An 11,707-nucleotide genomic window follows, 5' to 3' on the forward strand; every position below is an offset into this window, starting at 1 on the left:
TATTCATCCAATAGATGGTGGATGATGGCACGTTTGCCATCGGTCATTTGTACCTTGTGTACTTTTTTTCTCTTGCCATAATTAAGGCATCCTATAATAAATTTTATCATAGAAGGCCTATTAATTATATTTAAATATTAAATTTACAGAAAAACTTTCACAAAAAGCCCCTCTACTTTCTTGAGCAGAAATGCGCTTTTTTGCTTTTTTCACTATTAACTTTTATTTAATTTTAACTTTATAAGCTTTAGACCAACTAGAATTTAAAACCTTTCCATTATATAACTGAGAATTCTGTACTCGCACATATAATTTTTTCTTTTTCTTCAACTTAGAGTTTGAAAGCGTGAAACTGCACTTCTTAACTTTCTTGTCCAGAATTTTCTTTTTGAAATTTTTAGTTGTTGAAACCTGAACTCTGTAACCATATGATGAAGCTACTTTTAAAATTTTAATCTTTACCTTTTTTGCTTTTTTCTTCTTGTTAGCTTTCAAAACCTTTGATGGCTGAACCTGTATCTTAGCAAAATGGATTGTGGCATTTTTAAGTTCCTTATTATTGTCACTTATTCTAATTTTTAGCCAGCCCTGCTTTGAGCCTCCATAATATATGTCCTTAAAATTTTTACAGCCTTTAAAAACTTCAAATGATATATTCTGAACATTCTCCGGTATGGTAATACTTTTTAGTTCTGAATTTGCAAATGCATCATAGTCAATTTCTTTTACTGATGTTGGCAATACTATGTTTTCTGCCGGCACATTGGCAAACATATATGAACCTATCAAGGTTACTTTTGAACCTATGTTAATTGTCTTTAAGTTCTTACATCCTGCAAAAACCGGGCTCACCGTTCCTTCGCAGTTTACGGCATTAAAATTAACTGTACTTAATGACTCGCAGTTTTTAAACGCTTCAAAACTTATACGTGTTATCCCTTCCGGTATTGTAACTTTGCTAATTTTCGAGTTCAAAAAAGCATCATAATCTATCCCTTTTACTTCATAACCATCTAATGTTGACGGTATTATAACATCTGTTGCGCTGCCTAAGTATTTTTCAATAGTTGCATCTCCACTACTTAAAGAATACTCATACTCCCCACTTCTAATATTTTCCGCTTTCACTGTTCCTGAAATCATTCCCACTAACATCAATGTTACTATGAATGTAAGCACAATCCCTACATATTCTTTTGATTTTTTCATAAAAAACTCCTTTATACCTTCCTTTGATAATATAATTCTGCTATGTCTCTTAATGGCTATAACATTTTTTTGCTTATAACTCAATATTTTTAAGTCTAATTAAATAAGGTATTATATGTGTTGGTTTTATAGGAGTTTCCTGCTCTGACAACACTGTTGTTCCACCAAAGTCTGCTCCACCACCTAAAATTGTTGTTTCTCCAAAATCGGCTGCTACATCTGCATATGATTTTCTCGGTTGCATAATCACATTCTGCTGTGCATTTTGTACCGATTGTACATACGAATTTTTATTTTATACAGGTGATTGTGGTGCAACACTGTCTTGCATCTTAGGTGTTTCCAATCCCGGCACTGAGAAATTAGCTCCAGGAACTGAAAATGGTGCCTGAGTATTGTTCTTGCTCTTTTTATTTACATTGTTACTTTTTTTAGCTCCACTGTTTTTTTCTTGTTTTTGCTGTCTATATTTCTCCTTGTTTTCCTTGCTATAGTGCATCAGTAAATGAAACATAGATATCTCTTTTTCATCTTTTCCCTTTTTTCCGACATTAGTTGCGCCTTGCGGTACATTCATTGCTGACACCGGAGGTTGTACTGGTGGTACAGATATTCTGTTATCGGGTATGTTCTGTCTTACAACAGGTTCTTTTTGTATCGAATTTACCTTCGGCTGTTGTACACTATTCGCATCAGTTCTATTAACTATCGGCTCAGCTTTTTGTGTCTGAGAAGAAATATTAGAATTTTGCTTTTGTACATTTATGTTTTGTTTTTTACTTGATTGTGTACTGACTGATTCTAACTGTATATCTGACAATAACTGTTTAAAATTATATACATTAAAAGATGAAGAACTGTTTAAAAAGTTCATCAGTTTAGCAACATAATCACAGTTTTCAGTCTGATCAAATTGATTTGAATATTGGGCGATACCTCTTTTTCTTTTTCAATTGGTGTAAAATTGGTGTACTAGGGTAAAAATAAGGCTCTCCCACTACTGGGAAAGCCTTTAAAAATCATTGTTTTACTCTACTGTGTATGGCATTAATGCGATATTTCTTGCTCTCTTAACAGCTGTTGTAAGAGCTCTCTGGTGTCTTGCACAGTTTCCTGTCATTCTTCTAGGAAGAATTTTACCTCTTTCAGACACGTATCTCTTTAATGTTGCTACATCTTTATAATCAATTGCTTTATTTTCATTTGCACAGAATGCACAAACTTTTTTTCTTCTACGACCGCCTCTTCTTCTCATTGGAGAATCTGGTCTCTCGCTCTTATTGTATGGCATTTTTTACCTCCTTAAATATTCTCTCTACTATATACTAGAGACTACTAAAAATTGAATGGTAAACCTGAATCATCCACATTATCAGGGATGTTCATAAATCCATCACCTGCAGGAGCTGTCGGTGCTGATGCTGCAGCAGGCTGCTGTGCCTGGAATCCTGCATTATCAGATGCTGCCTTACTCTCAGCAAATTCCTGATTTTCTACAACTACTTCTGTAGTGTATACTGTCTTACCATCCTTATCCTGATAGCTTCCTGTCTGAATACGACCCTCAGCTACTATTTTTGTTCCCTGATGGAAATACTTTTCTGCAAATTCACCACTTCTTCCAAATGCTACGCATCTGATAAAGTCTGCTGACTGCTCTCCATCTCTTTTAAATCTTCTGTCTACTGCTAATGTATATCTTGCAATAGCCAACTGTCCGTCACCAGATGTAGAATATCTGACTTCCGGATCACGGGTCAAACGACCCATTAATATAACCTTGTTCATATTATACCTCTCTTATGTCTCAAATTATGCTTCTACAGCGACACACATAAATCTGATAACATTTTCCATAATACGAAGCTGGCTTTCTATTCCGCTTGGAGCGTCTGTGTTATCAGTATCAAAAGTAATGAAGTAGTAATATGCTTCTGACATCTTCTGGATTTCGTAAGCTAATTTTTTCTTTCCAGCATCGTCAATGTTAGCAATAGTACCGCCGAATTTTTCAACAAGAGCTTTTACCTTCTCTAATTCAGCTGCTCTTCCTTCATCATCAAGTTTCGCACTAACAACAACTGTTAATTCATATTTGTTCATGCTTTTACCTCCTTCTGGTCTCTGGCTTTTTCCTTATGAAAAAGCAAGGATTATTAATATTTCACAAGTAGACATCATAACATAAAAAAGCCCTTATAGCAAGGGCTTTTTCCGGTTTATTTATTAAATTATTTATTAAATTTCCATTATTTACTGTAAATTTAACTTTCTTTTAAGCATAAAGTTTGTAATTGCAATATATACAGCAATCTGTATTATGGATAGCACTAAGGAAAATGTCATTAACGGTTGGAAAAACGCATCTCCCATATCGGCATTATTAAGTGCATCAAGATTGCTTCCAAAAATTGCCACCATGGCTACTGATGAAATTATCTGCATTATAAAGTAAATTATAAGGTAAGCCACAAAAGCTCCCAATACCTTATTTTTACCTAATGTCTGACCTATGCTAAAGCACGCATATCCCATAACAATAGCACTGTAACAGCCTAACAAAAGTACAAATATAAGCTCGACCACATATCCCGTATATCCAAATTCCTGCATTTCCTTAATACCAAGCTCAATGCCCTCTTTAACACTGTTTAAAATTTCATTGTGACCTAATCCTAAAATTGTAACCAGCAAAACAGCTACCACTGCACTAATAACCATCCATGCAAAACCTACTATGGATTTTCCGGCAATGTGCTCACCCATTCTTACCGGAAGAGTAAACGACAAATATCCTTCATCTTTAAGCATATTGTCATAAAATCTTTTTATTACCAGCACAAAGGAACCTAAGAATATAGCTATAATTCCCAACACAAAGGCGATAATAGTTACCATGGTAATCATATTTAAAACGGTATTATCCACTTTAAACACCGTCTGAACTTCTACTATACCTTTTAATATTAAAGTTATTACCAATACAACGCCATATAATGCAGCAAACATTCTGGCAGTTGACTTGAATTCATGTTTTATCAATTTTCCTAACATCTGAATACCTCCCTAAATACTTCATCCACTGATTTTCCGTATTCTTCTCTTATTTCATCTACTTTTTTGTGCATAACCAGTTCGCCGTTTTTTATCATTACCACATCATCTAAAACCTTTTCTATATCAGAAATTAAATGTGTTGAAATTATAACTGCCGCTTCCGGATTATAATTTGAAATAATAGTGTTTAATATGTAATCTCTGGCTGCCGGATCCACCCCACCAATTGGTTCATCTAAAAAGTATAATTTTGCCTGTCTGCTCATTACCAGAATAAGCTGTACCTTTTCCCTGGTTCCCTTAGACATGGTCTTTAATTTGTCATTAGGATTAATGTTAAGTTTTGAAAGCATATCATAGGCTCTGTTTTCCTCAAAGTCACTGTAGAAATCCTTGAAAAATTCAATAACATCTTTTACCTTGGAATGAACATCTAAGTAAGTTCTTTCCGGAAGGTAAGAAACTATCTTCTTTGTTTCAACTCCCACTTCCTTGCCATCAATATAAAGCTCACCGCCATTTTTAGTAAGTAGTCCGTTTGCCAGCTTTATAAGTGTGGTTTTCCCACTTCCGTTTGGTCCAAGAAGCCCTACAATCTGTCCACTCTCAATTTGTAAATTGAGTCCTTTTAATGCCTGATTTTTTCCATAATTTTTTCTCAAATCCTTACATTCAAATAAAATGCTCATTTGCTGTCTCCCTCCTTAATTATATCTATTATCTCCTCTTTTTTATATTTAAGTTCTGTCATTTTTTCCAGATATTCCGTGGTATATTCTTTTGCTCTGCTCTTTCTTATCTGGTTTAATATTTCCACATTATCTGTAACACATCTGCCTGATGTGCGATTGGTAATAATAAGACCTCTGCTTTCTAACTCAGTCATGGCTCTCTGCATGGTATTAGGATTCACCGATGCCTCTGCCGCCAGTTCCCTTACAGACGGTATCCTACTACCTGTTTCATATTCGCCTGTGACAATCTTCTGCTCAATCTGCTCTAAAATCTGTGCATATATGGGTCTGTCATTTCTAAATTCCCATGCCATTATTCTTCTCCTTTCTGTATTATTGTATTAAGTGCTTAATACAATAATACATCTTGATTAGAATTTGTCAATAGTTTTAGCAAAATTAACTTTTTAACACTCATATCATGTTATTGTTTCCCAAAAAAAACGTAGAAGAAATTTAGATTCATGTCCTAAATATTTCCTCTACGTTTTTAAGTGTTTTTAAGCAGTCTTCTAAGCCGGTTGTCTCTCGGCAAGCTGCTTCTTTAATTCCTCTATTTCTTTTTCATATTTGTCTAATCTGTTCTGCTTTTAATCCTCACATCACAATATTTTTATTACATCTTGTATTGATTATAATACATATGTTTTGTTGTGTTGTCAAGTTATCTTTATTTTATTTATATATTTTTTGTGTATTTGCATATTATAAAAAATAGGAACAGATTTGCAATTTTCAATCTTCATGCAACTCTGTTCCTATTATCTTAACTTATAACTTTTTTCACGCTTTTCTCAAATGCTTTTCTTGGAATCATAACTATTCTGCCACATCCCCTGCATTTCAGTTTAAAATCCGCTCCTGTTCTTATAACCTCCCACTCATTTGTACCGCAGGGATGTCCTTTTTTTAAAGTGACTATATTTCCAATAACGTAATCCATTAATTTACCACTCTCCCAATTCCTACAATATATTTTGTATTGTTGCTGCTCATTGTCTGACCACCTTTTTCAACAACCTGTCCGTTTCCTGCGTACATTGCCACATGATATATATCAAGAGTACGTCCCGGGGTACTATATTTTACTGCATTATTGTAATCTCCATAAAAAATAAGGTCTCCCGGCTTCATATCATCAGTTCCTGTATAACCAAAATAAATAATCTGATTTTTGCTGTACAGGTAATCAAACAACTCTCCTGCCGAATATGCCCATTTAGAACTGCCTAATTTTTTCTGATAATTATTGTATGCCTTATATCCCTTCCAAACTAGCGCTGAACAGTCATAATATCCACTTTTCATTCTTTTTGCCTGACTGTACTTCCAATGATTTACTATATAATTAGCTCTATCAATGATTGTCTGCATTCCTGTTGCAGAAACCTCTATTCGGAAGCTTTTTGTGTAATCTCCCAGCTTTACATCTATATATGTAACACCTGACCTTACACCTTTAACTGTTCCATCAGATTTAACCGTGGCAATCTTTCTGTTTCTTGATGTGTATTGCGGAGTGATACCCTCTGCTCCCGACACTGTTATTTTAGTTGTCTTTTTCTTTTGGATGCCTGCTGCACCACACGTTACTATTGCATTATATGTAACATATTTTATTTTTATGACTTTGCCATCTATTGTCACTTTAATGGTACCGCTTCCCTCGCTTAGACCTGTAACAGCCATTTTATCATGAAAAATCTGAACCGATGCCGCTTTTTCATTACTATTACTAACTGATATGGTGCTAAACTTGTTTAATCCTGTAAAAGTTACATATTGCTGTCTGTTATTTCCTACACCCTTTCCATAAAGTGTAAGTTTACTCTTGTCCGCGGCAGGAGTTGTTACAAAAACATAACTGGTATATTTACTTACTTTTCCCGACTTATTAGTAACCTTTGCCGTAACAATTGCGGTTCCTGCTTTTAATGTATTTGCATCTGTTGTTATCAGACTTCCATCTCTTTTTTGAGGCTTAGACAAAACCGTTTTGTCAGAAGAACTCCATACGCATTTTTTTATGTTATTCTCATTAATATTATCAATTTTAAAGGATATGGCTTTATTACTTACCCAACAGATATTATCATAAATAACCGTTCCTCTTTTAGTTATTCTTCTGATACCTGTTGCAGATTTATTGTATATCCAGTCAGGGCTTGTAGCCTGCTCATCTGCTGATTGAACCTGTACAGTGCACTTTGAAAATGCTGTTGCGGTTTTTGCGGTAATAGTCACTGTTCCCGGATTAACTGCTGTTATAAGTCCATTATTGTCAACAGTTGCTATATTGTTGTTTTCTGATATATACGTTACCTTACTGTTTGTTTCTGCCACAAGATGAAAAGTATTATTTTCAACCAAAGTAACATTTTGTGAATTTAACTTAATTTGTCTGTCCGGATCCGGCACATTAATTTTGCAGGAATAGGTTTTATTTTTATATTTAACATATATAGTAGCATTACCTGCATTTACAGCCCTTACCGTACCTTTTTTAGAAACAACTACCGCATATTTATTAGTGGTCTTCCAGGTTATTTTTGCACCTTTCGGAGCATTTTTTAACCTTAACCTGGTTTTCTTTCCCTTAGTCAGCTCCATATTAGTGCTCGAAAGATACACTGTGCTTTTTGCCTTTATATTTACTTTCGGCAAATATACGCTAAAGCTCATTACAATACACATTATTAGTGCTAAACTTTTTAAGAGTTTCTTATTCATTCTTAACATTATTAACCTTCTTCCATGATTGTATGTTTCTTATTGCTGTATCATCATTTGTGTCATAATATATTTCAATTTGCTGCCCCTGACTTATAAATACAAGAGTTTCATCATCAGCAAATTTTTCTTTATAAACATTGCCTTCCTTATCTGTAATGTACACATATGTTTCATCTGCCATATTTATATATTTTATTTCTTTAACCTCAATAAGGGCACTTTCATATATTTTTGACAAATCTTCCTGCTTATCAGATAAGTTTACACCATTTTCCCTAAGAAGTTTTCTATAGGTTGCAAGGGTATCCTTCTGCGTCAGCCCCGTTGCAACTATGCTATATTTTTTTACATCAACAAGGGCATACTGTTTTACCAGATTTCCCTTATCCTTTAATACCATAAAATAAGTTGGTCTTCCATCAATATTAATAAGGGACGGAAACGCCGCATCATATCCTAAATTCTGAACCTGTCCCTCTGCCGCTTCCATTGCAGAAAATTCTTCAGCACCTGCCACATTAAAGTAACTTGCCTTTCCGGTTCTGGCATTTACCATTACAAATCCTATGTTTGATGAGTCATCAATAACAGAGGTTACTCCTGTGTAAATCCACACATCATTGTCAATGACCTTGTATCCATAATCCGCCGTGGTTTTCTTACAATCCTTCTGTCCTATTATGCTGTTGATAAATCCATCTGCTAACATTCCATGCCAATTGTATTTAGTTTCAATTAAATCTCCATCATAAACTCTGTCAACCCACTGCGGAACTTCGTCTAATGAATACTTTTTGCATTCTCCTGTACACGGATTGCATATTACCACACCATTTACGTCATAACCTCCAAAAAGTCCTATTTTTGCAGTCATTGTAGGGCAGATATAATATGGATTTCCCTCTTCATCTACCTCAAAATAATATCCTTCAAATATTGCTGTTGGATATTTAAATCTTAAATGTCTTTGAAGATTATCATTAAACCATCCTGATGTTGTGTACTTAATAGCCTGTTTTAATTTAACATAATTAGCCTCAAATTTAACGGCGTCTACTAACACGTACCCTGGAATGCCGTTTTTTCTGTTATTAAACCACTTGAAAAATCCGGCATATTCTAAAGTTGCCACCTTCATCGGCTCGCCATTTAATGCAATCTGGCTATAGTCTTCATTTATCTGATACTGGCTGACTACATCTGACAATGCACCTATTGCCCTTTGTCCCACTACTCTGGCACTTCCTGTATCCATAAGGGCAATGTCATTTATTGTTTCCGACGGTTTTATTATATTTTCAAATTTTGTATTTTCTATGTCCATTATGGAAGCATATCTTTTTGCGTTAAAAATTTTTGCCGATACAAGATTTCCTATTAGCACCGCCAACACACCTAACACTAAAATTATTCCTACAATTTTAGTGATTGCATTGTATTTTAATTTTATATTATTCTTTCCTTTGGTTTTAAATGTAAGAACAAAAAATACAAGGAGAAAGAATCCCTGAAACTCCCAAAATTCCATGGAATGGATATTAAACGCCGGAATCATTACATAAAATGCCACAAATTCTATTGCTATTGTTATTATTAGGCTTACAATTAATCTTTTTATATTGACTTTCCCCTTTACGGCAAAACTCTGGTTATACATCAAGTTGCTAAATATATTCATAAAAAACTCCTTATGATTTTCTTTCATTATGCAAAAGATTCCACATGAAAATTTATGTGAAATCTTTTGTGTCTGAAATGTCTTAAGTATTATAATACTCTCACATTCCTATTTTATAAATTTTACTTTCTTTTTCACAGTCCAGGTGCCATAATATTTCTTTTTACCCTTCACTATGTATGCCCTTGCTCTGACATAATATACTTTTTTTGCCTTTAAAGCTTTTATTGTACAGCTTGTCTTCTTAATATTTTTAGTAATTGTTAATTTCTTGACAAATTTAGCTGAGGTAGATATCTGCACCTGATATCCTGAAACTTTTTTAACCTTTTTCAGAGATATTTTTGCCTTTTTGGCTTTTTTCTGTTTAACAGCTTTTTTTATTGCAGTCTTTCCCACCTTAACCTTTTGAGCAGCTGTCGTTGTAACTGACTTAGTTGTAGGAACAACTGTAGTCGGTTTTATCGTAACCGGCTCTGTTATAATAGGCTTAGTTGTCGGTGCCTGTGTTGATGCTTCTGACTCTGTTTCATCCTTTGTAGTTGGTGCCACTGTAACAGGTTCTGTTGTAACCGGCTCAATATCCTTTGTGGTCGGAACTGCTGTAGGTGTAGTCTCCACTTCCCTGTAAAGAGTTATTGATGTTTTTGCAACATTAATGACTCTTTTCGCTACTACAGACTGATTTCCATCAGCTGTTGATACCCAAAACTTTATTGTATACTTTCCTTCTTTATTAAATGTTACATGCACTTTCTGTTTTGTTGTATCCTTAAATACTATTTTTGAAGTAAACTGTTCCACATCATTCCACTTGCCATTTTCATAGTATTCAAATCCTGATACCGGGTAATCACCTGTTATTTCTATATGTCTTATTGCCTTTAATCCTACACTGTCTGATGGGTAATATGCTATTTCAAATTCCTTTGATGTTCCCAATTCATAATTACCTAAAAGCTTGTCATTTGTTATTCCCACATTCCATGGAGCATTATCATCTCCCCAGTTGCCATCACCTGCTGCCACAACAGGAATAGCCAGTGTAACCAATAAAGTAATTGTTAAAATAATTGCAATTATTCTATTCTTCATATACTTTCCTTTCATGATTGTTATTTGCCACAACTTCCTAATTTTATTTTATCTATGTTCACAATAGTAGTCAAGAAAAAAAGCACCCAGAAACTCTGAGTGCTTTCTCTAGAGGCGCAAACCAGATTTGAACTGGTGATCAGGGTGTTGCAGACCCGTGCCTTACCACTTGGCTATTGCGCCATATTTTTAGAACCACTTTATTATAACAAGGGTTCTTAATATCGTCAAGGCAATTTTGCAAATACAATTACATTTCGCCATAACGTCAATGACTCCAAGGGGATTTGAACCCCTGTTACCGCCGTGAAAGGGCGGTGTCTTAACCGCTTGACCATGGAGCCATAGTGGATTAACCACTTTAACAGCCTTTATAATGTATCAGATAGAATATATTTTGTCAATAAAATTTATATATTTTACTTAAGAAATTTCATTTATGGATTTTCCTTATAAAATCCTCTCTATAATTTATATTGAAAAAATCCCTGTAATAAACTTCTGTATAATATTATTGTCATAAATAAAACTTAATATACCATTATCTGAAATTGCCTTACAAACCGTCTGTCCCCACTGTGTTGAACTAAAAGCAGTTACAACAATGCAGGCTATCCATATGATGATTACGGACTCTGCCAATCCAACTAATGCTCCGCCTGCTGCATTAAATGTGCTAATCACCGGAAGCCTTGCAACAATATCCAGAACATTTATTAATATCTTAAGTAAAGCTGATAATCCAATATATAGTATTATAAATGCTACAGCACCTACTATCATATCTGCCAGCGATGCCGATATGTATGCAGAAAATGAATCTACTTTAAAAGAATTGTAGCTTTCTTCAGTATTATTTTGTTTTAAACTCTTTCTAATTTCTTTAGGAAGAGGTAAACCATCAATTATTTTCTGTTGTGCACTTACACCTGTCTGAGTCATATTTTTAGTTGCCAAATTAACATTATCATCAACATATTTTCCAATACTGGACGTAATCTCAGTATATACCGGTGTTGCCTTAAGTAATTGCTTAACTGACGGTGTTAAAATATTTATCAAAAATAAAATAACTATCATTGATAACAGTGAAAAAGCCATTCGTATAAGACCTTTTTTCAATCCTGTTAATATCATAATAATAGAAAAAACTCCAACTGCTACTAACAATATATTTCCCATATCTGCCTCCTTACTGGTA

At 34.2% G+C, this 11,707-nt stretch carries 14 protein-coding genes and 2 tRNA genes; all 16 read right to left on the reverse strand.

The annotated features are described in order from the left end of the window. Positions 1-222 precede the first annotated feature (222 nt). Entirely contained in the window at positions 223-1,209 is a 987-nt protein-coding gene (locus Q5O73_RS02740; RefSeq protein WP_021953476.1) for a leucine-rich repeat domain-containing protein, read from the reverse strand. Between the two features lie 73 nt (positions 1,210-1,282). Next, positions 1,283-1,453, reverse strand: coding sequence for a hypothetical protein (locus Q5O73_RS02745; RefSeq protein ID WP_021953477.1), 171 nt, complete (start codon positions 1,451-1,453; stop codon positions 1,283-1,285). A gap of 51 nt (positions 1,454-1,504) precedes the next feature. Next, positions 1,505-2,083, reverse strand: a complete 579-nt coding sequence (locus Q5O73_RS02750) for a hypothetical protein (protein WP_021953478.1) — start codon at positions 2,081-2,083, stop codon at positions 1,505-1,507. Between the two features lie 153 nt (positions 2,084-2,236). Next, positions 2,237-2,500, reverse strand: coding sequence for a 30S ribosomal protein S18 (gene rpsR / locus Q5O73_RS02755; protein ID WP_021953479.1), 264 nt, complete (start codon positions 2,498-2,500; stop codon positions 2,237-2,239). A 44-nt stretch (positions 2,501-2,544) separates the two neighbouring features. Next, positions 2,545-2,997: a single-stranded DNA-binding protein gene (locus Q5O73_RS02760; RefSeq protein WP_021953480.1), complete on the reverse strand. Its 453-nt coding sequence runs from the start codon at positions 2,995-2,997 to the stop codon at positions 2,545-2,547. A gap of 24 nt (positions 2,998-3,021) precedes the next feature. Next, positions 3,022-3,312 (reverse strand): 30S ribosomal protein S6, encoded by a 291-nt coding sequence (gene rpsF, locus Q5O73_RS02765; protein WP_021953481.1) that lies wholly within the window; start codon positions 3,310-3,312, stop codon positions 3,022-3,024. A 150-nt stretch (positions 3,313-3,462) separates the two neighbouring features. After that, positions 3,463-4,263 (reverse strand): hypothetical protein, encoded by an 801-nt coding sequence (locus Q5O73_RS02770; protein WP_021953482.1) that lies wholly within the window; start codon positions 4,261-4,263, stop codon positions 3,463-3,465. After that, positions 4,257-4,955, reverse strand: coding sequence for an ABC transporter ATP-binding protein (locus Q5O73_RS02775; protein WP_021953483.1), 699 nt, complete (start codon positions 4,953-4,955; stop codon positions 4,257-4,259). Before Q5O73_RS02775 ends, Q5O73_RS02770 begins: the two co-directional genes overlap by 7 nt. Then, positions 4,952-5,314: a GntR family transcriptional regulator gene (locus Q5O73_RS02780; RefSeq protein WP_021953484.1), complete on the reverse strand. Its 363-nt coding sequence runs from the start codon at positions 5,312-5,314 to the stop codon at positions 4,952-4,954. The genes Q5O73_RS02775 and Q5O73_RS02780 overlap by 4 nt, the downstream gene beginning before the upstream one ends. Before the next feature lie 452 nt (positions 5,315-5,766). Beyond that, the gene (locus Q5O73_RS02785) at positions 5,767-5,943 is read right to left on the reverse strand and encodes a DUF951 domain-containing protein (RefSeq protein ID WP_021953485.1); all 177 of its coding nucleotides are present in this window, start codon (positions 5,941-5,943) and stop codon (positions 5,767-5,769) included. Beyond that, entirely contained in the window at positions 5,943-7,739 is a 1,797-nt protein-coding gene (locus Q5O73_RS02790; RefSeq protein ID WP_302668983.1) for an Ig-like domain-containing protein, read from the reverse strand. The genes Q5O73_RS02785 and Q5O73_RS02790 overlap by 1 nt, the downstream gene beginning before the upstream one ends. Continuing rightward, on the reverse strand, positions 7,723-9,411 hold the full coding sequence (locus Q5O73_RS02795; protein WP_021953487.1) for a hypothetical protein: 1,689 nt from the start codon (positions 9,409-9,411) through the stop codon (positions 7,723-7,725). Before Q5O73_RS02795 ends, Q5O73_RS02790 begins: the two co-directional genes overlap by 17 nt. A 108-nt stretch (positions 9,412-9,519) precedes the next feature. Then, positions 9,520-10,506, reverse strand: a complete 987-nt coding sequence (locus Q5O73_RS02800) for a hypothetical protein (RefSeq protein WP_302668984.1) — start codon at positions 10,504-10,506, stop codon at positions 9,520-9,522. A 112-nt stretch (positions 10,507-10,618) separates the two neighbouring features. Continuing rightward, positions 10,619-10,689 (reverse strand) — tRNA-Cys (locus Q5O73_RS02805). Positions 10,690-10,778: 89 nt separating this feature from the next. Further along, positions 10,779-10,850 (reverse strand) — tRNA-Glu (locus Q5O73_RS02810). Between the two features lie 127 nt (positions 10,851-10,977). Continuing rightward, positions 10,978-11,688 (reverse strand): CvpA family protein, encoded by a 711-nt coding sequence (locus tag Q5O73_RS02815; RefSeq protein WP_158576865.1) that lies wholly within the window; start codon positions 11,686-11,688, stop codon positions 10,978-10,980. Positions 11,689-11,707: the final 19 nt, after the last annotated feature.

This window comes from Eubacterium sp. AF15-50, from assembly GCF_934835595.1.
GTDB classification, from domain to species: domain Bacteria; phylum Bacillota; class Clostridia; order Lachnospirales; family Lachnospiraceae; genus Eubacterium_G; species Eubacterium_G segne.

What these genes read in the sequence shown, in the direction of transcription:
- Q5O73_RS02740 (WP_021953476.1), bottom strand. Translation starts at nt 1,209, where the DNA reads ATGAAAAAATCAAAAGAATATGTAGGGATTGTGCTTACATTCATAGTA.
- Q5O73_RS02745 (WP_021953477.1), bottom strand. Translation starts at nt 1,453, where the DNA reads ATGCAACCGAGAAAATCATATGCAGATGTAGCAGCCGATTTTGGAGAA.
- Q5O73_RS02750 (WP_021953478.1), bottom strand. Translation starts at nt 2,083, where the DNA reads ATGAACTTTTTAAACAGTTCTTCATCTTTTAATGTATATAATTTTAAA.
- rpsR (WP_021953479.1), bottom strand. Translation starts at nt 2,500, where the DNA reads ATGCCATACAATAAGAGCGAGAGACCAGATTCTCCAATGAGAAGAAGA.
- Q5O73_RS02760 (WP_021953480.1), bottom strand. Translation starts at nt 2,997, where the DNA reads ATGAACAAGGTTATATTAATGGGTCGTTTGACCCGTGATCCGGAAGTC.
- rpsF (WP_021953481.1), bottom strand. Translation starts at nt 3,312, where the DNA reads ATGAACAAATATGAATTAACAGTTGTTGTTAGTGCGAAACTTGATGAT.
- Q5O73_RS02770 (WP_021953482.1), bottom strand. Translation starts at nt 4,263, where the DNA reads ATGTTAGGAAAATTGATAAAACATGAATTCAAGTCAACTGCCAGAATG.
- Q5O73_RS02775 (WP_021953483.1), bottom strand. Translation starts at nt 4,955, where the DNA reads ATGAGCATTTTATTTGAATGTAAGGATTTGAGAAAAAATTATGGAAAA.
- Q5O73_RS02780 (WP_021953484.1), bottom strand. Translation starts at nt 5,314, where the DNA reads ATGGCATGGGAATTTAGAAATGACAGACCCATATATGCACAGATTTTA.
- Q5O73_RS02785 (WP_021953485.1), bottom strand. Translation starts at nt 5,943, where the DNA reads ATGGATTACGTTATTGGAAATATAGTCACTTTAAAAAAAGGACATCCC.
- Q5O73_RS02790 (WP_302668983.1), bottom strand. Translation starts at nt 7,739, where the DNA reads ATGTTAAGAATGAATAAGAAACTCTTAAAAAGTTTAGCACTAATAATG.
- Q5O73_RS02795 (WP_021953487.1), bottom strand. Translation starts at nt 9,411, where the DNA reads ATGAATATATTTAGCAACTTGATGTATAACCAGAGTTTTGCCGTAAAG.
- Q5O73_RS02800 (WP_302668984.1), bottom strand. Translation starts at nt 10,506, where the DNA reads ATGAAGAATAGAATAATTGCAATTATTTTAACAATTACTTTATTGGTT.
- Q5O73_RS02815 (WP_158576865.1), bottom strand. Translation starts at nt 11,688, where the DNA reads ATGGGAAATATATTGTTAGTAGCAGTTGGAGTTTTTTCTATTATTATG.